Here is a 20571-nt window from a genome sequence, read left to right on the forward strand (position 1 = left end):
ACCGCGCCCGGCGAGCCGCTAGAGCAGCGCCGAGGGGCGCGCGAGGCCGACGGCGAGCACGAGCAGGGCGATGCCGGTGCCGAGCGTCACCGCCGTGCGCAGCAGCTCGGCCCGCGGGTCGGTGATCAGGCCGAGCTGCCACCGGCGCTCGATCCACCAGAGCGCCGCCGCGAGCACGAGCAGCACGATCGTGAGCACCCGCACGATCAGTGCCGGGGGCACCCCGACCGCGAGGCCGACCACCTGGTACAGCGCGACGACACCCCAGGGCACGATCGCGATCGCGGCGCCCGCGCTGTACGGCCAGGCCGAGCGTCGCTGCTCGATCGGCGCACTTCCCTGTACCCACAGAACGCCGATCGCGGCGGCGGCGATGGCGTAGCAGAGGATGAGCGCGCCGGCCTCGGCGACGCCGTTGAGCTGCGCGACGAGGAAGAGGCTGATGCCCGAGACCTGCGAGAGCTCAAGGGCGCGGATGCCGGTGCGCCGCTCGGGCGACACGGCCGCGGCGACGCGCGCGGCGACCGAGCAGAGCAGCACGACGGCCGCCGCGGCGGCCAGGTCGACCCCTGCGAAGGCTGCCGGGGCGGCACCGGACAGCGAGAGCGCGACGGGCAGCACGATCGACGCGCCGCCGATCGCGACCGTGACGTGCGCGAGGGCGACGACGAGATGCGCGGCCGCGACGGTCAGGTCGACCGTTCGCGCTCGAGCGGCGATGCTGACGGGGGTGGTCGTCATGCGGGCTCCCTTCGATGCGGTGCCATGCCGGATCGGTAGGGCGGACGGGACTTGAACCCGTGACCGATGGATTATGAGTCCACTGCTCTGACCAGCTGAGCTACCGCCCCGCGCACCGCTGACTCGCGGCGCAGCCCCACTCTACCGAGCGCGCCCGAGCGGATCAGGGAGCGGCGGCGGGAGCGCGCATCCGCGTCAGGGAGCGACGGTATCGACGTCGTCGGCGACCGGGTCGACGACGGGCTCGCCGCGGTAGAGCGCCTCGAAGGTGTCGAGCGTGCGATTGATGTCGTGCCCCTGCACGATGCGCAGGCTCTCGCGCTTGAGCTCGAGCAGCTCGTCGTGCGGCATCGTGAACACCTTCGTGAGCAGCGCAGCGAACTGGTCGACGTCGCCCGGCTCGTAGAGAAACCCGTTCTCGCCGTCGTGAATGAGGTGCGGCAGTGCCATCGCGTTCGCCCCGATCACGGGAAGACCCGAGGCCATCGCCTCCATCGTCGCGATCGACTGCAGCTCGGCGCGCGAGGGCATCGCGAAGACGGATGCCCGGGTCAGCTGTTGACGCAGGTACGCCTCGGGCGCGTGGCCGGCGAAGTGCACGCGGTGCGAGATGCCGAGCTGCGCGGCGAGCTTCTCGAGCGCGGGGCGCTGCTCGCCGTCGCCGATGATCTCGACCTTGACGTCGAGCGCGGGATCGAGCTTGGCCGCCGCGCGCAGCAGCTCTTCGATGTGCTTCTCGGCCTCGACTCGGCCGAGGAACAGCACGACGTTCTCGGTGCGCGGGGCGAGGTTGGGCGTGTAGTGGTCGATGTGCAGGCCGCAGCTGATGGGGTGCACCTCGGTGAGCTCGGTGTACTTCTCGAGGTAGTCGGCCGCTTTGCGCGTCGGGGTCGTCACCGCTTCGGCGAGCCCGAAGGTGCGACCAGCCGCCTTCCACGCGGCGCGGATGGCGGGCTCGCGCAAGGCTCCGACGAAGGGGGTGAACTGCAGGCCGTTCTCGGGCATGAAGTGGTTCGTGCCGATGACGCGGATGCCGCGCTTGACGGCCTCGCGCGCGAGGCCGCGCCCGACGACGATGTGCGACTGGAAGTGCACCACATCGGGCTTGACGGTGTCGAGGATGCGCGCGGCGTTCTGCTCGATGCGCCACGGCAGCGCGTAGCGCAGCCACGGGTGCGGGTACCAGCGCCACGAACGCAGGCGGTGCACGGTCATCGGCTGGTCCTCGTGCACCTCGGTGCGCGTCACGTTGGGACCGCCTTCGGCGCCGGGTGCGACGATGTGCACCTCGTGGCCGCGCTCGACGAGTCCGGCGGCGAGGCGCTCGGCGAACTTCGCGGCACCGTTGACGTCGGGGCCGAAGGTGTCGCCGCCGATCAGAACGCGGAGGGGGCGGTTCGCAGAGCCGCCGTCATGCGGAGCGTCAGGCACAGTGGTGGTGATCCTTGCTTCTCGGTGGTGGGCGCCGCTCGAACGCGAACGCGAGCGAGCGCCGGGGACAAGAGGAGAACCGTCGTCCTACGCTACCGCAGGAGGCGCCGACCGCGCGGGAGGGAGAACCCCCGCATCGGCGCCGCCTCAGCGATGGGTCTGCGGGTGGTGCTTGGCGAGCTGCAGCACGCCGAGGATGGCGACAGCCCCGGCGACGACCGCGACGATCGCGAAGGCGGGCGGGATCAGCGCGGCTTCGCCGAGGACGACGACACCGATGAGCACGGCGACGAGGGGATCGACCACGGTGAGGCCCGCGATGACGAGATCAGGGCTGCCGACCGAGTAGGCGGTCTGAACGAAGTAGCTGCCGAGCGCCGCCGAGGCGAGCAGCGCGACAATGGCGAGCACCGTCAGCCACTCGAAGTTGTTGTTGAGGATGCGGTTGATGACGACCTTCGCCAGCGTCGCCACGAAGCCGAAGAGCACCCCGGCACCGACGATGTAGAACATGGCACCGACGCTGCGGCGCGCGAACGCGAAGGCGACGCCGAAGGCCGCGAGCACGAGGCCGAGGATGCCGAGCACGATGAGCAGCTGCACCTCGGTGATCTCGTTCTCGATCGCGTAGACGGCGGCGATCGCCACGAAGATGCCCACGCCGCTCACGCACATCGCGATCGCGCGCACGGCGTGGCGGTCGAGCTTGATCTTCGAGACGCGCGCGTTGAGCACCGCGGTCATCACGAGCGCCACGACCCCGAGCGGCTGCACCACGATGAGCGGCGCGAACCCGAGACTCGTGAGCTGGAACAGGATCGCCAGGCCGAGCATGAGGGTGCCGACCACCCACGAGGGTCGCGCGAGCAGGTGCATGAGCTGCCGCATGCTGAGACCGGCCTTGTCGCCGTTGCCGTGCGTCTCTTCGACGCGCGTCACGCCGCGGTGCTGGAACTGGGCCCCGAGCGAGAGGAAGACAGCCCCGATGAGCGCGATCGGGATGCCGATCGACTGGTAGGGGGTGAGGGTGATCTGCTCGGTCAGGTCACTCAGCTCGGGCGGCACCCGGTCAATCTACCCCGCAGGCCGCCGATATTCTGGATGAATGGCCGCGCTTCCGATCTGCATCACCGGCGAACCGGTGCTCCACTCCGTCGCCGCAGAGGTCGAGGTGATCGACGACGCGCTGCGTGCCCTCGTCGCCGACATGTTCGCCACGATGGAGGCGGCGCCCGGGGTGGGCCTCGCCGCCCCACAGGTGGGGGTGGATGCGCGACTCTTCATCTTCGACTGGACCGACGACGACGCCGTGCGCTGGCGCGGTGTCGCGATCAACCCCGAGCTGCTCGTGAGTCCTGCACCCGTCGGCGACGCCGACGAGGAGGGCGACTCGGAGGGCTGCCTCTCGGTGCCCGGCGAGCGGTTCCCGCTGCTGCGGTCGGAGCGTGCACTGCTGCGCGCCATCGACCTCGACGGAGAGCCCTTCGAGATCGATGCGACCGGGTGGCTGGCGCGCATCTTCCAGCACGAGTACGACCACCTCGACGGCGTGCTCTACGTCGACCGGCTGACGCATCCGTACGACCGGGCCGCCGCCAAGGCGATTCGCAAGCGCTCGTGGGGATCGGCCGGCCAGACCTGGCTGCCCGGCCGCGACCACCTCGAAGACTGAGCGTGCGCTAGCCCCAGCCGAGCGCCCGCAGCCCGGCCGCCGTGGCCGCCGCCGCGATGATCACAACGATGAAGGGCACACGCAGGGCGAAGAGCCCGGCGGCGACCAGCAGCGCCGGCAGTCGGGCGTCGATGATGATGCCCTGGCCGGCCCCGATCGTCTGCACGACGATGAGCGCTGAGAGCAGCGCCACGGTCGTGAGCTCGGCGGTGCGCGCCGCGGTCGGGGTCTCGAGCACGCGCGGCGGCACGAGGTAGCCGAGCAGCTTGATGCCGAGCACGAGGATCGACGCGAGCAGGATGATCTGCCAGACGGTCACGCAGCCTCCCCCTCCCCCCGCGCCGGCCGGCGCCCGAGCAGGTTCGGCACCCCGACCACGACGGCGACGAGGGCTGCCACGAGCACGGGCACGCCCTGCGGCAGGGCGGGCAGCAGCACCGCGGCGACGACGGCAGATCCGACCGCGACGGCCACGGGCTGGAGGGCTGTCAGGCGGGGCCAGACGAGGCCGAGGAAGGCCGCGCCCGCGGCCGCATCCAGACCGAACTGCCGCACGTCGCCGAGCAGGTCGCCCAGGATGGCGCCGACGAGCGTCATGAGGTTCCAGCCGACGTAGATGATCGCGCCCGTCGCCCAGAAGCCGATGCGCTGGCTCTCGAGGGTGGGCTGCGCTGTGGCGACCGCCGTCGACTCGTCGATCGTCAGGTGGCCGGCGAGCAGTCGCTTGGCCCACCCGGGGCCGATGATGGGCGACACCCGGATGGCGTAGAGGCCGTTGCGCAGACCGAGCAGGGTCGCCCCGGCGATCGCGGCGGGGCCCGCGGCGGCTCCTCCCGAGGCGAGCACGCCGATGAGCGCGAACTGCGAGCCGCCCGAGAACATGACGAGGCTCAGCACGCAGGCCTGCCAGATCTCGAGCCCCGAGGCGACCGCGAGGGCTCCGAACGAGATGCCGTAGGCCGAGACCGCGAGACCGACGGCGAGGGATGCGCGCCAGGCCGCCTGACGCAGCGCCGCGTCAGTCATCGACGGCGCGACCGCGAACCACCGAGTCGCGCTCGTGGCGGGTGCTCACGAGCGGTCGAGCCGCACCCCGTGCACGCCGTTGTGGAAGCGGAGCGCGGGGAAGACGACCGAGAGCGAGAAGCCGACTCCGGGAACGGTCGAGGCGGTGAGGATCCCGCCGTAGAGCTCGGCGCGCGACCGCATCTCGTGGATGCCGCGTCCGCTCGGCTCGTCGGTGAGCGCCTTGAGGTCGTCGTCGATCGTGTAGCCGACCGCGCTCGCATCGTTCGGGTCGAGGCCCTCGCGCCGGGCCGAGGCGCGGATTCCATCGTCGTCGACCTTGACGTGCAGCCCCTCAGTGCCCCACGTGAAGCTGATCCGCGCCTCAGTGCCGGCGCCCCCGTAGCCGAGCGCGTTCGCGAGCGCCTCTTGCAGAATGCGGTAGATCGCGAGCTCGGCGCCGGGCTGCAGCTCGAAGGGCTCGCCCGACTCGTCGAACACGACCTCGAGGCCGCTCTCGCGCATCGCGTCGAAGAGCTCGCTCGTTGAGGTGAGGCGAGGCTGCGGTGCGGCGCTCGCCTCGCCCTCGCTCGCGAGACCGATCACGCGCCGCAGGTCGCCCAGCGTGGTGCGGGCGGCCTCGCCGATCGACTCCGCGGCCCGCGCGGCGGCCGAGGCATCGGCGCTCGCGGCGTAGCGCGCGCCGTCGGCCTGGCTGATGATGCCCGTGAGGGCGATCACCGAGACCTCGTGCGCCTCGCGGATGATGCGCAGCCGCCCGGTCTGCTCGGCGAGGCCGAGCTCGAGGTCGATGCGCTGGCGCTCGGCGGCGGCACGGTCGAACGCCGTGCGGCGGGCACGACCGCGCGCGCGCAGCCAGGCCACGAGCAGCACGATGCCGAGCACGAGCAGCAGAGCGGTGGATGCGGCGAGCACCATCACGAGCATCGTCGCGTCAGCGGTCACCGCGTCGAGAGGAGTCGTGGCGAGCATCGCGGGCCCCTTCGAACGGGAGTCGGTGCCGCACCACGAGGATGCTGTGGTGCGCGAATGAGGAGACGTGGCTCCCCGACTTGGACTCGAACCAAGAACCTGCCGGTTAACAGCCGGCTGCTCTGCCAATTGAGCTATCGAGGATCGCTGAAACAGCCCTGCCAATCTAGCAGAATCGCAGAGGTGCGTTGTGCGCTCAGTACCCCGAGGCCGGGTCGACGATGCCGACGAAGCGGCGGTCGCCCAGAAAGGCCCGCACGTTCTCGGTGATGCGGCGGGCGAGCAGCGGCGCCGTCATCTCGGGAGTGTCGGCGGAGTGCGAGGTGATGAGGCAGCGGGCCTGCGACCACAGGGCGTGCTCGGCGGGCAGCGGCTCGGGAGTCGTCACATCGAGCCCCGCGCCGAGCAGGCGCTTCTCGCGCAGCGCCTCGGCGAGAGCATCCTGATCGACGAGCGACCCCCGGGCGATGTTGACGAGCGCCGCGGTGGGCGGCAGCAGCGCCAACTCGCGCGCTGCGATGAGGGCGCGGGTCTCGTCGGTCGCGGCGGCGGCGAGGATGAGCACCTCGGCCTCGGGCAGCACCGCGTGCAGCTCGCGGGTGGTCACGGTGCGATCGGCACCGGGCATCGATCCCGCAGAGCGCCGCACGACCGTGATGCGCACGCGATACGGCTGCAGCAGCCGGATGATCTCGGTCGCGATTCCGCCCGCGCCGACGATGACGACGTGGCGGCCGTAGAGCGACAGGCCTGTGCGCACGGGGGCCCAGCGGTCGACGCGGGCCTTGGGGGCGAGTTCGCGCAGCACCGCCTGGGTGAGCGCCACGGCGTGCTCGGCCACCGGCTCGGAGTAGGCGCCCTTCGCGCTCGTGAAGAGCGGCCCAGAGCCGTCAGCGAAGCGCGCGAGCACCGTCGCGAAGCCGTCGACGCCGGCCCACGGCAGCTGCACCCAGCCGATGCCCGGATGGGTCTGCAGAATCTCGTCGAGCTCGTCAGCGCGCTGCTCGCTCAACCACACGAGCCCCCGGGTCTCGGGCGAAAGCTCGCCGATCTCGGCCCCACCGGCGATGACCGCCTCGGTGAAGAACGCCGAGGCGTGCGGCAGCACGGCGATCGGACCAAGTTGCGGCGGCCGTGCGGGAACCCGGCCCTGCCCCGCGAGCGGGTCGCGATGCTGATCGGTCAGCAGGAACGCGGCGTCGGCGGCGAACGTCGCCGAGGCGACCATGCGATCACTCGTGGTCACGGGGCACCTCTCTTCTCACGATCGAAACGGGCAGCGCGTCACACACGCGCTCGCGCGAGCTGCGCCAGTCGGTGCACATAGGGGTGCGAGGGGTCGTCGAGCACCTCGTCGATGCCGCCCATGCCCACGATCGTGCCGCGGTGCAGCACCGCGAGCCGGCGCGAGAGCCGACGCACCTCGCCGATCTCGCTGCTGACGATGAAGGCCGCGAAGCCTCGGCGGCGCTGCACTTCGGCGAGGTGGCTCAGGATCGTGCCGCGCACCGTGGCGTCGATGCCCGCGGTCGCCTCGTCGGCGACCAGCAGATCGGGATCGAGCACGAGCGCCCGGGCGATCGCGACGCGCTGGCGCTGTCCGCGGCTGAGCTCGTGCGGGTACTTCGGGATCGTCGCGAGCGTCAGGTGCATCGCGTCGATCGACTCGGCGACGATGCCGCCGGCGCGCTTCTTGGCTAAGGCCTTGTCGCGCTGAAAGAGCGGCACGGCCACGTTCTCGCCGACCGTGAGGTGCGGGTCGAGCACCGTGCCCGCGTCTTGCGGCACGTAGCCCACGCGCAGCGCGAGCTCGTCGTCGCCGTGGCGGTGCAGTCGACGCACGTCGATACCGAGCACCTCGAGCGAACCGCCCACGATCTCGACGCCACGATCGACACTGCGCGAGGTGTAGCCCGCGATGGCACGCGCGAGCGTGCTCTTGCCGCTGCCCGCGTCGCCGATGACGGCGAGCGTCTCGCCCGGGGCGATGTCGAGGCTGAGCCCCGTGATCGCGGCAACCGGGCGACGACCGAGCCCCGTGCGGTACCGAAGGGTCAGGTCGCGGGCGCGCACAGCGGGTTCGGTCACGCGAGCGATCCTAGTCTCCGCGCACGCGGCGGCGTTCGGCCTCGAGCTCGACGAGCTCGCGCTGCAGGGCTCGGTGGCGGTCGGGCTCGGCCTCCGCATCCGTGCGCTGCAGCGCGCCGAGCAGCTCGGTCTTGCGCCGCAGCAGGTCGCGCTCGATGAGCGAGGTCGTCACGCCGCGGCAGTACTCGGCCGCGAAGCCCTCGCGAATCGGCAGCGGGGCGATCGCGAGCTGGGTCACGAGCGGGCTGAAGGCCTGCGGCGACTCCTCAGCCACCCGGCGCGCCCACTCGCTCGACCCGTAGGCGTCGATCGCCGCGAGCAGCGCGTCGCGCACGGTCGCGAGCGCAGGCTGGCTGAAGGTCGTGTGCAGCGCGCGCCGCGCGGTCTCGAGCGGGATCTCGTCGGGGTGCTGCAGCAGCGCCATGAGCAGCTCGCGCTCGAGGCGCGTGACGGGATCGTTGGGCAGCTGGGCGATGCCGATCGTCGGCACGACGGCCTCGGCCATGGCCGCGTGCGCATCGCCGACCGGGATGCGCGCCGCCGATTGCGCCGCGCCCGGCTCGCTCTGCCCCGCTGCGGAGCCCTGCCCCGGCGCAGCGTTCGACGCGGGCGCTCGGCTCGGGGCAGGGCGCGCCGGAGCGCGGCGCGCCGCTCGCACGGCCTGCGCGACCTCGGTCGGATCCATGCCGATCCACCCCGCGAGCGTGCGGGTGTAGCCCACCGAGAGCGACTCGTCGCGAATGCCCGCGACGATCGGTGCGGTCGCGCGCAGCGCCGCGACGCGGCCCTCGACCGTCTCGAGGTCGTAGACGTCGAGCTGCCGCCGCACCATGAACTCGTACATGGGCTTGCGACCCTGGATGAGCAGACGCACGGCGTCGTCGCCACGCTGCAGGCGCAGGTCGCAGGGGTCGAGGCCGTCGGGGGCGACGGCGACATAGGTCTGCGCCGCGAAGCGCTGCTCGTCGGCGAACGCGCGGCTCGCGGCCTTCTGCCCTGCTTCGTCGGGGTCAAAGGTGAACACGACCTCGCCGAGCCCGTGGGAGTCGCGGTTGTCGACGTCGCCCATGACGCGCCGGATGATCGTGATGTGGTCGCTGCCGAAGGCCGTGCCGCACGTGGCCACCGCCGTCGTGATGCCCGCGAGGTGGCACGCCATGACGTCGGTGTAGCCCTCGACGACGACGACCTGCTTGCCGCGCGCGATGTCGCGCTTGGCGAGATCGAGCCCGTAGAGCACCTTCGACTTGCTGTAGACGGGCGTCTCGGGGGTGTTGAGGTACTTGGGCCCCTGGTCGGTCTCGAGCAGCTTGCGGGCGCCGAAGCCGAGCGTCTGCCCGGTGACGTCTTTGATCGGCCAGATCAGACGGCCGCGGAACCGGTCGTAGGGCTTGCGATCACCCTGGCCCTGCAGGCCCGAGGCGAGCAGTTCTTCTGCCGTGAAGCCGAGCCCCCGCAGGTGGTCGCCGAGCGCCTCGTACGAGTTGGGGGCGAAGCCGATCGAGAAACGCTCGGCGGCGATGGCGTCGAACCCGCGCTCGCCCAGGAATCGCCGCGCCGGCTCAGCGGCGGGCGTGCCGAGCTGGTCGCGGAAGAACTGCTCGGCGGCCGCGTTGGCGGCCAGCAGGCGGCTGCGGTTGCCCTGGTCGGCAGCAGGCCCGCCATCCTCGTAATGCAGCGTGTAGCCGAGGCGGCCGGCGAGGCGCTCGACGGCCTCGCTGAAGGTGACGTGATCCATCTTCTGCAGGAAGGTGAAGACGTCGCCGCCCTCGCCGCAACCGAAGCAGTGGTAGAAGCCCACCTGCGGGCGCACGTGAAAACTGGGGCTGCGCTCGTCGTGGAAGGGGCACAGGCCCTTCATCGAGCCGACGCCCGCGCTCTTGAGCGTGACGTAGTCGCCGACGATGTCGGCCAGATTCGTGCGCGACCTGACCTCGTCGATGTCGCTACGTCGGATCAGGCCTGCCACAGGGGCGATTCTAGGCCCGGGGTGCTGAGCGCCGTCGCCGCGCTTGACAGGCTCAGGGGACGAGCCGCTCGTGCCAGCTCATGGCGCTCTGGTCGGTGAGCGAGGCGACCTGGTCGACGATCACGCGACGGCGGGCGTCGTCATCGCCGGCCGCCCGGAAGTCGTCGGCGAACGCGCGATCGAGCGCATCCGGCCCCACCGCCCAGAGGGCGTCGGCGAGCTCGACGAGCAGGGCGCGCTGCCGCGCGTAGATCGGCTGCCGGGCGTTCGTCGACATGACGTTGGCAGCGACGATGCCCTTGAGCACGGCGATCTCGGCCTGCGTCTCGCGCGGCACGACGACGTCGGCGCCGAATCGGGCGAGCGCGCCCTGGGGATGCGCCTCGCGCGTCGCGTGCACGGCCTCGTGCGCGAACCGCCCGATCAGCTGGCTCGTGAGGTTCTTCAGCCGGGCGAGGTCGCGGCGCGAGCCGTCCCACGTCTCGATCCACGCGTCGAGGTGGTCGAGACGGTCGAAGGCCGCGATGAGCTCGTCGTGGCTGATCTCGCCGCCGATCCACTCGAACATCGCGTCGACGAGCGCGTCGTGCTCGACCCGGGCGCTCAGCGCGGGCACGTCGAGGTACCCGCTCACGATGGCGTCTTCGAAGTCGTGCACCGAGTAGGCGATGTCGTCGCTCAGGTCCATGACTTGCGCCTCGATGCAGCGCACGCGGTCGGGTGAGCCGCCGCGCATCCACTCGAAGGCGGCCGCGTCGTCGTCGTAGAAGCCGAACTTGCTGCGCCCGCTCGGGTCGGGGATTCCCTGCGACTGCGGCCACGGGTACTTCGTGCTGGCGTCGAGGCTCGCGCGCGTGAGGTTGAGGCCATAGCTGCGGCCGTCGGGCCCGAGCACCTTGGGCTCGATGCGCGTGAGCAGGCGCAGCGTCTGGGCGTTGCCCTCGAAGCCGCCGAAGGCCGCGGCCCACTCGTTGAGGGCGCGCTCGCCGTTGTGCCCGAAGGGCGGGTGGCCCAGGTCGTGGGCGAGGCACGCCGTGTCGACGACATCGGGGTCGAGGCCCAGACTCGTCGCGAGCTCGCGTCCCACCTGCGCGACCTCGAGCGAGTGGGTCAGGCGGTTGCGGGCGAAATCGAGGCCGGCCGTGGGACTCAGCACCTGGGTCTTGGCGGCGAGACGGCGCAGGGCGCTCGAGTGCAGCAGGCGGCCGCGGTCGCGCGCGAAGTCGCTGCGGCGACTGCTGTGCTGCTCGGGCAGCCAGCGATCGGCATCGGCCGGGCCGTAGCCCGGCGTGAGGTCGTCGTGCACGCTCAGCCGCCCGAGTGGTGCAGCTCGGCAGCGGTCACTTCGGCGCGGCTCGCACCGGTCAGCTCGCGGCTCTCGAGCCAGCGGTCGGGCAGGGCGGGCTTCTTCGGGGTGCCGGCACGGCCGCGTTGGCCCTCGGCCGCTTCGCCCGGGTAGGGGGCGTCGCGGTCGAGCTCGCCGAGCAGGTCGTCCATGTGCTGCAGGCTCTCGACCGCGGCGAGGCGCGCGCGCAGCTCGCCGCCGACCGCGTAGCCCTTGAAGTACCAGGCCACGTGCTTGCGGATGTCGCGGCAGGCCTTCGCCTCGTCGTCGAAGAACTCGACGAGCAGCTCGGCGTGCCGGCGGAAGGCGTCGGCGACCTCACCGAGACCCGGCATGGCCTTGTGCTCTTCACCCCTGAACGCGGCCGAGAGGTCGCCGAAGAGCCACGGACGCCCCAGGCAGCCGCGCCCAACCACGATGCCGTCGCAGCCCGACTGCTCGACCATGCGCAGAGCATCCTGCGCCGACCAGATGTCGCCGTTGCCGAGCACGGGGATGCTCGAGATCGTCTCCTTGAGCGTTCCGATCGCGTCCCAGTCGGCGTTGCCCGAGTAGAAGTCGGCGGCCGTGCGCGCGTGCAGGGCGACAGCCGCGACCCCCGCGCCCTCAGCGGCCTTGCCGGCCTCGAGGTAGGTCAAGTGGTCGGCGTCGATGCCCTTACGCATCTTGACCGTCACGGGAATGTCGCCGGCAGCCTTCACGGTCGCCTCGACGACGTTCCTGAAGTGGTTCAGCTTCCAGGGCAGGGCGGCTCCCCCGCCCTTCTTCGTGACCTTGGGAACGGGGCATCCGAAGTTCATGTCGATGTGGTCGGCGAGACCCTCACCCGCGAGAAAAGCCGCCGCCTCGCCCGCCGTGGTGGGGTCGACGCTGTAGAGCTGGATGCTGCGCACCGTCTCGCTCTCGTGGTGCCTGATGAGGCGCAGACTCTCGGGGGTGCGCTCGACCAGCGCGCGGCTCGTGATCATCTCGCTCACGTAGAGCCCCGCGCCGTATTCGCGGCACAGCCGCCGGAACGCCGTGTTCGTGATGCCCGCCATGGGCGCGAGCACGACGGGCACGCTCAGCGGGATCGGGCCGATGCTGAGCGGCGCGGCCTGAGGCAGTGAGGGCAGCGTGGCGGTCGACATGGTGGCTCTAGTGTCCCAGGTCGCGCCGTGATGCGCTGTCAGCGCCGACACCCGGGCTCAGCGGGCTGCGAGCGCGTGCGCCTGCTCGATGATGCGCACGGTCTCGAGGGCGTGGCGGGCATCGACCGGAACCGGGGCACCGTCGCGGATGCTCGCCGCGACCAGCGCGTAGAAGTCGGGGTAGCCGCCCGCCTCGGTGGGCACGGGCACGAGCGGTTGTTCGCCGTTGTCGACGCCGAGCACGCCCCACTGCGCCTTCGGGGTCTCACCGTAGCCCTCGGCACCCGGCCAGCGGCCCACCTTGAGGTCGGGCTCCTGCCCGTCGAGGCCGTAGACGCTGTAGCCGCTCACATCGCCGAGCACACGGAACCGCGGCCCGCTCTGCGCCGCGACCCGGCTCATCGTGAGGTGGCTGCGCACCCCGATCTCGTGCCGCAGCGAGACGAACGCATCGTCTTCGCTGCCGAGCCCTTCGCGCACAGCCCGAAGCTCAGCGACCTCGAGCGTCGCGGGGCCGAACAGGGTGAGCGCCTGGTCGATGAGGTGGCTGCCGAGATCGAAGAGAATGCCGCCGCCCTGCGCTGCGCTGATCTGGCCTTGCCACTGATCGCGCTTGGGGGCACCGAAGCGCTCAAAGGTCGACTCGAAACGGTGCACGGTGCCGATCGCGCCACTCTGCACGAGGCGCGTGACTGTGCGAAAGTCGCCGTCCCACCGGCGGTTCTGAAACACCGTGACCGGGCGACCGGCCTTCTCGGCGGCGGCGATGATCACCTCGGCATCTGCGACGGTCGGCACGAAGGGCTTGTCGATGACGACGGCGGCTCCGGCCTCGAGTGCCGCCACGGCTTGCTCGCGGTGAACGTGCGGCGGCGACGCGAGCACGACGAGGTCGAGGTCGGCGGCCTGCGCGAGCAGGGCATCCGTCGTCTGGATCTCGGCGCCCGGATGCGCCGCTCGCGCCTGCGCGGCACGGGCCTCGTCGCTCGTCGCGATCGCCGCGATCGTGAACGCCGGATTCGTGGCGAGGAAGGGGGCGTGGAAGACTCGACCCGCGAGTCCGAAGCCGATGATGCCCGCTCTCAGGGGTGCGCCGTTGCTCATGGGCTCAGCCTAGAACGCGGAGGGTAGGGGCATGACGCAGGGCGGACGCGAGCGGGTGGCGGCGGACGCCGCGGCCCGCGGACTGGCGGTCGAATTCATCGAGCGGATGCGGGCCTCGTCGCTCGAGGAGGCCGCCGAGATTCTCGGCATCACCCCGGCCGACATCGTGAAATCGCTCGTCGTGAAGCGCAGCGATGACACCTACCTCTTCGCGCTCATCCCCGGCGACCGGCAGATCTCGTGGCCGAAGCTGCGCGCGCTCGTCGGCGTCAACAAGCTGCAGCTACCCTCGCCCGAGCTCGCGTTGCAGGCCACCGGCTACGAGCGCGGCACCATCACGCCACTCGGCTCGACGACCGCGTGGCCCGTGTATGCCGATGCGGGCATGGTCGGGCGGCGCGTCTCGATGGGCGCGGGCGAGCACGGATACTCGCTCTTCGTCTCCGCTGATGAGTTGCTCACCGCCCTCGGCGCCGTCGTCGCCGACATCAGCGAGCCCCTCGCGCCCCGCTGAGCCCTGGCTCGCCGAGCCGCCGCGCCCCGCCCGCGCATCTCCACAATTCAGGAGTCACGCGGGTCGATGCCGCCGTGGGAGCGCTCGCACGGCGTGTCGGGCGGCTGGCGAGGCGGCTACTCCTGAATTGTGGAGAAGCCCGAGGGGGTCGGATGCGCGGGGATCAGGCAGGCGTCGCCCTCGCAGGCCTCGGCGGCGGGGTCGCCGAGCATGGCGAAGGGCTTCGGCGCAGCATCCATCGTCATGATGCCTCGACGGGGGTCGACTCGCGCTCGGCCGCGGCCTGCTGCAGCGCGGCCACGAATGTCGCGGTCTCTTGCGCACCCGAGATGCCGTAGCGGTCGTCGATGACGAAGAACGGCACGCCCTGGATGCCGTACGCGACCGCTTGCGCCATGTCGGCCTTCACGTCCGGCAGGTAGGCGTGCTCGGCAAGGGCGGTGGCCGCGGCGCTCGCGTCGAGGCCGATCTCGCCGGCCAGTTCGGCGAGCTCACCGGCACGGCCGATGTGGCGGCCTTCGGTGAAGTAGGCGCGCAGCAGGCGCTCTTTGAGCTCGACCTGCTTGCCGTGCGCCTTCGCGAAGTGCAGCAGCTCGTGCGCGAGCACCGTGTTGGTCTGGTGGATGCGGTCGTAGTGGTACTCGAGGCCGACCGACTCGGCGATGCCGCTCACGCGGTCGACCATCATCTGCGCCTGCTCGGGCGTGACGCCCTTGCGCTGGCTGAGGTAGTCGATGGGCGTGCCTTCGAAGTCGACCGGTGTGTCGGGCGCGAGCTCGAAGCTGCGGTAGGTGACCGTCACCTCGCCGTCGAACTGCGCGACGGCGGCCTCGAACTTGCGCTTGCCGATGTAGCACCAGGGGCACTGCACGTCGGACCAGATCTGCACATCGATGGGGTTGCTCACACTGAGGTCAACACGGCCCGCCCGGGGGTATTCCCGGGGCGCCGCGGCGGGCTCGTCTCCACAATTCAGGAGTCGTGCCGGGTTGCAGGCCCGGGGGCGCGCTCTCACGGCGTGTCGCGGGCCTTCCGACCTGCGCGACTCCTGAATTGTGGAGATCGACGAGGATGCCGCGCTCGCGCAGCGCGCGCACGAGAGCCGCCTGTACCGCGGGCCAGCGGGTGAAGACCTGCCGGGCGCTCGGCCGCACCGCGTGCAGCCCGACCCGCGTGATCGCCAGGTCGCGCGCACGGTCGACCTCGAACCGCTCGCGGTGATGCTCATCGCCGTCGACCTCGACGGCCACGGCGCCCTCGAGCACGAGGTCGATGTGCTCGAGCCCGTCAGTGAACCCGACCTGCGTGCTGACCTGCACCCCCGCGGCGCGCAGTCGCGTACGCGCGAAGCTCTCGGGCAGCGAGTCGCAGTTGTCGACGCTCGCATCGACGAGCCAGCGCAGCGGCCCCAGCCGTTCGCGCAGCGCGGCGAGCTCGATGCGATCGAGCTGGCCCGTGCGGCGCACCCAGTCGAGCACGGCGATCGCTTGCTCGGCGGTCTCGGTGCGGCAGACGAGCTCGACCGCCTCGGGGAGGTCGACGATGCCGGTCGTGGAACCCCGATCGTGCGCCAGCGCCACCCAGTGCACGACGGCACCGTCGTCGTGAGTATCCGCCCGCCGGATGTCGCGGCGCCACTGGCTGCGCAGCCGTGCGGCGTTGACGGGCACGGCGACGTGCAGCGGGCGGCGGCCGAGCACCCAGCAGCCGAGCGCGGCGATGGCGCTGATTCCCGTGAGACGCCCGCCGACACGCATGGCCCGGAAACGCGGATCGCGCTCACCCCAGCTGGAGTACCAGCCCCGACGGGGGCGGTTGAGCGATCCGGCCCTCAGCGCTCGGCGCAGATCGTGGTCGGTAGCGCCGAGCTCGTGCAGCCGGCGTCGGTCGAGAGCGCCGCCGTGGCGGGCGACGAGGTGCGCAGCATCCATCGCCGCAGGATGCCCCGGCCGCGCGCGACCCGCCCGGTGAGCTCGACGCCCAGAGGCCGACACCCCGCGCTCGCCCCGTGTGAGGGACCCCCGGCCCCGGCGCGCCTCCACAATTCAGGAGTCAGCGACGACGAGGGGCGCCGACACGCCGACAGGGCCCCGTGGATGCCCTCCCGCGCGCCGCGACTCCTGAATTGTGGAGACCGGCGCGGGTCGCGGGGATACGCGGCCTCGAGGCGTGCGCGGCCTGGGGCGAGCGGACTAGGCCGCGTGGCTAGGAGCCGAGCAGCTCGCCGGCGAGGTACGCCTCGAGCTTGTCGAGCGGGATGCGCTCTTGCGCCATGGTGTCGCGCTCGCGCACCGTGACGGCCTGGTCGTCGAGGGTGTCGAAGTCGACCGTGACGCAGAAGGGCGTGCCGATCTCGTCTTGACGGCGGTAGCGGCGGCCGATCGCGCCCGCGTCGTCGAAGTCGACGTTCCAGTGCTGGCGCAGGCGGTCGGCGAGCTCGCGCGCCACGGGCGAGAGCTGCTCGTTGCGCGAGAGCGGCAGCACCGCGGCCTTGATGGGAGCGAGGCGCCGGTCGAGGCGCAACACGGTGCGCTTGTCGACGCCGCCCTTCGTGTTGGGAGCCTCGTCTTCGAAGTACGCGTCGACGAGGAAGGCCATGAGCGAGCGCGTGAGGCCGGCGGCGGGCTCGATGACGTATGGCACCCAGCGTTCCTCTTTGCTCTGGTCGAAGTACGAGAGGTCGACGCCCGAGTGCTCGCTGTGGGTCTTGAGGTCGAAGTCGGTTCGGTTGGCGATGCCCTCGAGCTCGCCGAACTCCGAGCCCGTGAAGCCGAAGCGGTACTCGATGTCGACGGTGCGCTTGGAGTAGTGCGAGAGCTTCTCCTGCGCGTGCTCGTACAGCCGCAGGTTCTCAGGGTTGATGCCGAGATCGGTGTACCAGGCGAGCCGCGTGTCGATCCAGTACTGGTGCCATTCCTCGTCGGTGCCGGGCTCGACGAAGAACTCCATCTCCATCTGCTCGAACTCGCGCGTGCGGAAGATGAAGTTGCCCGGCGTGATCTCGTTGCGGAACGACTTGCCGATCTGGCCGATGCCGAACGGGGGCTTCATGCGCGAGGCGTTGAGCACGTTCGCGAAGTTGACGAAGATGCCCTGGGCGGTCTCGGGGCGCAGGTAGTGCATCCCGGATTCTTCTTCGACCGGGCCGAGGTAGGTCTTGAGCAGGCCCGAGAACTCCTTGGGCTCGGTCCACTGCCCGCGCGTGCCGCAATTGACGCACACGATGTCGGCGAGGCCGTTCTCGGGCGCGCGGCCCTTCTTCTCCTCGTACTCCTCTTCCAGGTGGTCGGCCCGGTAGCGCTTGTGGCAGCTGAGGCACTCGACGAGCGGGTCGCTGAAGACCTCGACGTGGCCGGAGGCCTCCCACACGCGGCGGGGCAGGATGACGCTCGAGTCGAGCCCGACGACGTCGTCGCGGCGCGTGACCATCGCGCGCCACCACTGGCGCTTGATGTTCTCCTTCAGCTCGACGCCGAGGGGTCCGTAGTCCCAGGCAGAGCGCGAACCGCCGTAGATCTCACCGGCCTGAAAGACGAAGCCGCGCCGCTTGGCGAGCGCGATGACGTTGTCGAGCCGAGAGGGGGCAGCCACGGGGAGGTCTCCAATTCTGGCCGAGCTGGATGCCCGGCGCCGAGTAACGCAATGCCGAGAAGTCTAGTAACCGCGGGTGGTGCGGCTCGACGCGAGGGCTACGCGGAGGGAGCATCCACCGCCCCGCCGAAGCGGCGGTCGCGGCGCGCGAAGTCTTCGATGGCGTCCCACAGGTGTCGGCGCCGGAAGTCGGGCCAGAGCGTGTTGAGGAACACCATCTCGGCGTAGGCGCTCTGCCAGAGCAGAAAGTTGCTCGTGCGCTGCTCGCCGCTCGACCGCACGAAGAGATCGACGTCGGGCTGGTCGGGCTCGTAGAGGTGCTTCGCGATCGAGCGCTCGGTGATGCGCGCGGGGTCGACACGACCGGCCTTGACGTCGGCGGCGAGGGCGCGCACGGCATCCACCAGTTCGACGCGGCCGCCGTAGTTGACGCACATCGTCAGCGTGAGCCCGGTGTTGCCGGCCGTGCGGGCCTGCGCCTCTTCGAGCTCGCTGATGACGCTGCGCCACAGCCGCGGGCGGCGACCCGCCCAGCGGATGCGCACGTTCCAGGCGTCGAGCTGGTCGCGGCGGCGGCGCAGCACCTCGCGGTTGAAGCCCATGAGAAAGCGCACCTCGTCGGGGCTGCGGCTCCAGTTCTCGGTGCTGAAGGCGTAGACGCTGAGGTGCTGCACGCCGATCTGCACGGCGCCGGCGACGACGTCGAGCAGGCTCGCCTCGCCCGCGCGGTGGCCCTCGACGCGCGTGAGGCCCTGGCGGTTGGCCCAGCGACCGTTGCCGTCCATGACGATGGCGACGTGCTGCGGCACGAGTTCTCTCCGCAATTCAGGAGGATGCTCACCCGTCCAGTCGATCGGACGCAGCGGCTCGGCGTGTCGCGGCTGCTTGCTCACGCCGACTCCTGAATTGTGGAGGCCGCCGCGGCGGCGTGGGCGAGGTCGCGGTCGGCCTCGCGCTCCGCTTCGCGCTCGTCGTACCGCGCGTCGTGGCGATCGACGTGGGGCAGCGAGCGCAGCCCGCGCTCGAGGTGGAACTGCGCGTAGGCCGCGACGATGCCGTTCGCCTGCGCCCGCGCGCGCTCGCTGGCCGCCTCGGCCGTCTGCCAGTCGCCCGTGAGCAGGGCGGCCAGCAGCTCGCGGGTCTCGGTGCTCACGCGCGGGGCGCCGGGCGGGGCGACCTCGTCGGCCACCATGCCTCCCAGCTGCACCACGAACGCGCTGTGGGGGCCGGGCGCGCCGGTCACGGCGCAGTCGCCGAAGGTCGGCGCCCATCCCGCGATCGACAGCGACCGCAGCAGGTAGCTGTCGAGCGTCAGACCGGGTGGATGCTCGCCGCGGGCCAGCGAGCGCAGCGCGCCGACCAGCAGCAGGTACTGCTGCACTCCCCCGCCGTCGTCGCCCGTGACGCGGTCGGCCGTCTCGACCATGACGTTGGCCGCCGTGTAACTGCCGTAATCGGCCGAGATCTCGGCGCCGTACGAGCCGAGGCTCTCGGCCTGCTGCACGATGTCGAGGCTGCGGCCCGCGTAGAGCTGCACATCGGCGACCATGAAGGGCTCGAGCCGAGCGCCGAACTTGCTCGCCGTGCGCCGCACGCCCTTGGCCACGGCGCGGATCTTGCCGTGATTGCGGCTGAGCATCGTGACGATGCGGTCGGCTTCGCCCAGCTTGTGGGTGCGCAGCACGACGATCTCGTCACGGTAGGTCGGCACTGCTCCAGTATCGCGCGCGCGGGTGCGAACGGGCCCGGCGGCGCGGCGGGCATCCGCGATTCGGGCGCCCGTCTCGCCGGGCGCCCGTCTCCACTATTCAGGAGTTTCGGCGGATGCTCAGCCCAACCCGCGCAGCGAGGCCGCTGATTCCGCGAGCTCACGCGCTGCGGTGTCGAGCGACTCCTGAATTGTGGAGACGCCCCAGCTGAAGCGCACCGCGGTTCGTGCGGTGTCGGGATCGTAGCCCATCGCGAGCAGCACGGGCGAGGGCTCGTCGCGGCCGGCCGCGCACGCCGAGCCGCTCGAGGCGAGGATGCCGCGGTCGTCGAGCGCGATGAGCAACGGTTCGCCGCCGATGCCGGGCACGACGAAGGAGGCGTGGCATGGCAGCCGCCGAGCGGCGTGGCCGGTCAGCTGCGCGCCCGGCACGCTCTCGAGCACCTCGGCGATGAAGGCATCGCGCCGGGCCTCGAGCGCGCCGAGCGGATGCGCCTCGCGCTCGGCCTCCGCGAGCTCGAGGGCGACGGCGAGCCCCACGGCCCCCGCCACGTTCTCGGTGCCCGAGCGGCGGTCGCGCTCCTGCCCTCCGCCGTGGATGAGCGGCTCGATCGCCGCGCCCGTCGGCAGCAGCAGCGCGCCGACCCCCTTCGGGGCGCCGAGCTTGTGGCCCGAGATCGTCACGGCGTCGAGCGCGGCGAGCCCCGCGAGGGGGTACCAGCCGGCGTACTGCACGGCGTCGGTGTGCACGAGGGCACCCACGGTGCGCGCGGCCGAGAGCACGGCGTCGAGCGGCTGGAGGGTTCCGACTTCGTTGTTGGCGGCCTGCACGCTCACGAGCGCCGTACCGGGTCGGAGGGCGGCGAGCGCTGCGTGAGCATCCACCACGCCGTCGGTGTCGACCGGGATGCGCGTCACCTCGACGCCGTGCCAGCGCTCGAGGTACGCGGCCGACTCGAGCACGGCCTCGTGCTCGATGGCGCTGACGAGCACGTGCCGGTCGCGGCCTCGCGCGATCGCCGCCAGGGTGAGGCCGATGACGGCGAGGTTGTCGCTCTCGGTGCCGCCGCTCGTGAGCACGACCTGCGCCGGGCGCACGCCGGCGATGCGGGCGATGCGCGCGCGGGCGTCCGCGAGCGCACCGGCGGCGCGCTTGCCGAGTGAGTGCGTCGACGAGGGGTTGCCGTGTTCTCCCGTGAGCCACGGCCACATCGCCTCGAGCACCTCGCGGCGCACCGACGTGGTCGCCGCCTGGTCGAGATCGATCAGAGTCACGGATG

21 protein-coding genes and 2 tRNA genes are annotated in these 20571 nt (G+C 71.4%); 2 read left to right on the forward strand and 21 right to left on the reverse strand.

Annotated features, from left to right (window positions below):
* Positions 1-18: 18 nt before the first annotated feature.
* From ACK4HH_RS02200 to ACK4HH_RS02215, 4 genes are all read right to left on the reverse strand, one after another.
* Complete coding sequence (locus tag ACK4HH_RS02200; RefSeq protein WP_409647926.1) at positions 19-741, reverse strand: hypothetical protein; 723 nt, start codon at positions 739-741, stop codon at positions 19-21.
* Between the two features lie 36 nt (positions 742-777).
* Positions 778-851: transfer RNA gene (locus tag ACK4HH_RS02205), tRNA-Ile, on the reverse strand.
* Between the two features lie 85 nt (positions 852-936).
* Positions 937-2172 (reverse strand): glycosyltransferase, encoded by a 1236-nt coding sequence (locus ACK4HH_RS02210; RefSeq protein ID WP_409647928.1) that lies wholly within the window; start codon positions 2170-2172, stop codon positions 937-939.
* 147 nt (positions 2173-2319) lie between these two features.
* Positions 2320-3237: a DMT family transporter gene (locus tag ACK4HH_RS02215; RefSeq protein ID WP_409647929.1), complete on the reverse strand. Its 918-nt coding sequence runs from the start codon at positions 3235-3237 to the stop codon at positions 2320-2322.
* A gap of 40 nt (positions 3238-3277) precedes the next feature.
* Here ACK4HH_RS02215 and def point away from each other — a divergent pair, with 40 nt between their 5' ends.
* Complete coding sequence (gene def / locus ACK4HH_RS02220; RefSeq protein WP_409647931.1) at positions 3278-3844, forward strand: peptide deformylase; 567 nt, start codon at positions 3278-3280, stop codon at positions 3842-3844.
* Between the two features lie 7 nt (positions 3845-3851).
* Here the strand turns inward: def and ACK4HH_RS02225 are convergent, their stop codons facing one another.
* The 10 genes from ACK4HH_RS02225 to ACK4HH_RS02270 all read right to left on the reverse strand — a co-directional run bounded on the left by ACK4HH_RS02225 (position 3852) and on the right by ACK4HH_RS02270 (position 13478).
* Positions 3852-4163 carry an AzlD domain-containing protein gene (locus tag ACK4HH_RS02225; RefSeq protein WP_409647933.1) on the reverse strand — a complete coding sequence of 104 codons (312 nt, stop codon included), beginning with the start codon at positions 4161-4163 and terminating at the stop codon, positions 3852-3854.
* Positions 4160-4870 (reverse strand): AzlC family ABC transporter permease, encoded by a 711-nt coding sequence (locus ACK4HH_RS02230; protein ID WP_409647935.1) that lies wholly within the window; start codon positions 4868-4870, stop codon positions 4160-4162. Before ACK4HH_RS02230 ends, ACK4HH_RS02225 begins: the two co-directional genes overlap by 4 nt.
* A 45-nt stretch (positions 4871-4915) precedes the next feature.
* A complete protein-coding gene (locus ACK4HH_RS02235; RefSeq protein WP_409647937.1) occupies positions 4916-5842 on the reverse strand; it encodes a sensor histidine kinase in 927 nt (308 codons plus the stop codon).
* A 68-nt stretch (positions 5843-5910) separates the two neighbouring features.
* Positions 5911-5986: transfer RNA gene (locus ACK4HH_RS02240), tRNA-Asn, on the reverse strand.
* A 52-nt stretch (positions 5987-6038) separates the two neighbouring features.
* Positions 6039-7088 (reverse strand): NAD(P)-dependent oxidoreductase, encoded by a 1050-nt coding sequence (locus tag ACK4HH_RS02245; protein ID WP_409647939.1) that lies wholly within the window; start codon positions 7086-7088, stop codon positions 6039-6041.
* Positions 7089-7126: 38 nt separating this feature from the next.
* Positions 7127-7930, reverse strand: a complete 804-nt coding sequence (locus tag ACK4HH_RS02250; protein ID WP_409647941.1) for an ATP-binding cassette domain-containing protein — start codon at positions 7928-7930, stop codon at positions 7127-7129.
* A 10-nt stretch (positions 7931-7940) separates the two neighbouring features.
* Positions 7941-9899, reverse strand: a complete 1959-nt coding sequence (gene dnaG / locus ACK4HH_RS02255) for a DNA primase (protein ID WP_409647943.1) — start codon at positions 9897-9899, stop codon at positions 7941-7943.
* A 52-nt stretch (positions 9900-9951) separates the two neighbouring features.
* The gene (locus tag ACK4HH_RS02260; protein WP_409647945.1) at positions 9952-11205 is read right to left on the reverse strand and encodes a deoxyguanosinetriphosphate triphosphohydrolase; all 1254 of its coding nucleotides are present in this window, start codon (positions 11203-11205) and stop codon (positions 9952-9954) included.
* A gap of 2 nt (positions 11206-11207) precedes the next feature.
* Complete coding sequence (gene dusB, locus ACK4HH_RS02265) at positions 11208-12374, reverse strand: tRNA dihydrouridine synthase DusB (protein ID WP_409647947.1); 1167 nt, start codon at positions 12372-12374, stop codon at positions 11208-11210.
* Positions 12375-12431: 57 nt separating this feature from the next.
* Positions 12432-13478 (reverse strand): Gfo/Idh/MocA family oxidoreductase, encoded by a 1047-nt coding sequence (locus ACK4HH_RS02270; RefSeq protein WP_409647949.1) that lies wholly within the window; start codon positions 13476-13478, stop codon positions 12432-12434.
* 31 nt (positions 13479-13509) lie between these two features.
* On the opposite strand from ACK4HH_RS02270, the gene ACK4HH_RS02275 reads away from it, so the two are divergent.
* Positions 13510-13992, forward strand: a complete 483-nt coding sequence (locus ACK4HH_RS02275) for an aminoacyl-tRNA deacylase (RefSeq protein WP_409647951.1) — start codon at positions 13510-13512, stop codon at positions 13990-13992.
* Positions 13993-14108: 116 nt separating this feature from the next.
* Here ACK4HH_RS02275 and ACK4HH_RS02280 read toward each other — a convergent pair whose 3' ends face one another.
* The 7 genes from ACK4HH_RS02280 to ACK4HH_RS02310 form a co-directional block, all read right to left on the reverse strand.
* On the reverse strand, positions 14109-14231 hold the full coding sequence (locus ACK4HH_RS02280; RefSeq protein ID WP_409647953.1) for a hypothetical protein: 123 nt from the start codon (positions 14229-14231) through the stop codon (positions 14109-14111).
* Positions 14232-14233: 2 nt separating this feature from the next.
* Positions 14234-14899, reverse strand: coding sequence for a DsbA family protein (locus ACK4HH_RS02285; RefSeq protein WP_409647955.1), 666 nt, complete (start codon positions 14897-14899; stop codon positions 14234-14236).
* Positions 14900-14906: 7 nt separating this feature from the next.
* Positions 14907-15923: a hypothetical protein gene (locus ACK4HH_RS02290; protein WP_409647957.1), complete on the reverse strand. Its 1017-nt coding sequence runs from the start codon at positions 15921-15923 to the stop codon at positions 14907-14909.
* Between the two features lie 274 nt (positions 15924-16197).
* Positions 16198-17583: a glycine--tRNA ligase gene (locus tag ACK4HH_RS02295; protein ID WP_409647959.1), complete on the reverse strand. Its 1386-nt coding sequence runs from the start codon at positions 17581-17583 to the stop codon at positions 16198-16200.
* Between the two features lie 98 nt (positions 17584-17681).
* Positions 17682-18476: an isoprenyl transferase gene (locus ACK4HH_RS02300; RefSeq protein WP_409647961.1), complete on the reverse strand. Its 795-nt coding sequence runs from the start codon at positions 18474-18476 to the stop codon at positions 17682-17684.
* Positions 18473-19294 (reverse strand): DNA repair protein RecO, encoded by an 822-nt coding sequence (gene recO, locus ACK4HH_RS02305; RefSeq protein ID WP_409647963.1) that lies wholly within the window; start codon positions 19292-19294, stop codon positions 18473-18475. The genes ACK4HH_RS02300 and recO overlap by 4 nt, the downstream gene beginning before the upstream one ends.
* A gap of 117 nt (positions 19295-19411) precedes the next feature.
* A complete protein-coding gene (locus ACK4HH_RS02310) occupies positions 19412-20566 on the reverse strand; it encodes a cysteine desulfurase family protein (protein ID WP_409647965.1) in 1155 nt (384 codons plus the stop codon).
* Between the last annotated feature and the right edge of the window lie 5 nt (positions 20567-20571).

Origin of the sequence: Microcella sp. (assembly GCF_046296455.1) — a bacterium.
Taxonomy (GTDB): domain Bacteria; phylum Actinomycetota; class Actinomycetes; order Actinomycetales; family Microbacteriaceae; genus Microcella.

Bases quoted from the DNA above. Each gene is read 5' to 3' on its own strand.
- ACK4HH_RS02200 (WP_409647926.1), bottom strand. From the start codon at position 741: ATGACGACCACCCCCGTCAGCATCGCCGCTCGAGCGCGAACGGTCGAC.
- def (WP_409647931.1), top strand. From the start codon at position 3,278: ATGGCCGCGCTTCCGATCTGCATCACCGGCGAACCGGTGCTCCACTCC.
- ACK4HH_RS02230 (WP_409647935.1), bottom strand. From the start codon at position 4,870: ATGACTGACGCGGCGCTGCGTCAGGCGGCCTGGCGCGCATCCCTCGCC.
- ACK4HH_RS02235 (WP_409647937.1), bottom strand. From the start codon at position 5,842: ATGCTCGCCACGACTCCTCTCGACGCGGTGACCGCTGACGCGACGATG.
- dusB (WP_409647947.1), bottom strand. From the start codon at position 12,374: ATGTCGACCGCCACGCTGCCCTCACTGCCTCAGGCCGCGCCGCTCAGC.
- ACK4HH_RS02270 (WP_409647949.1), bottom strand. From the start codon at position 13,478: ATGAGCAACGGCGCACCCCTGAGAGCGGGCATCATCGGCTTCGGACTC.
- ACK4HH_RS02275 (WP_409647951.1), top strand. From the start codon at position 13,510: ATGACGCAGGGCGGACGCGAGCGGGTGGCGGCGGACGCCGCGGCCCGC.
- ACK4HH_RS02280 (WP_409647953.1), bottom strand. From the start codon at position 14,231: ATGGATGCTGCGCCGAAGCCCTTCGCCATGCTCGGCGACCCCGCCGCC.
- ACK4HH_RS02290 (WP_409647957.1), bottom strand. From the start codon at position 15,923: ATGGATGCTGCGCACCTCGTCGCCCGCCACGGCGGCGCTCTCGACCGA.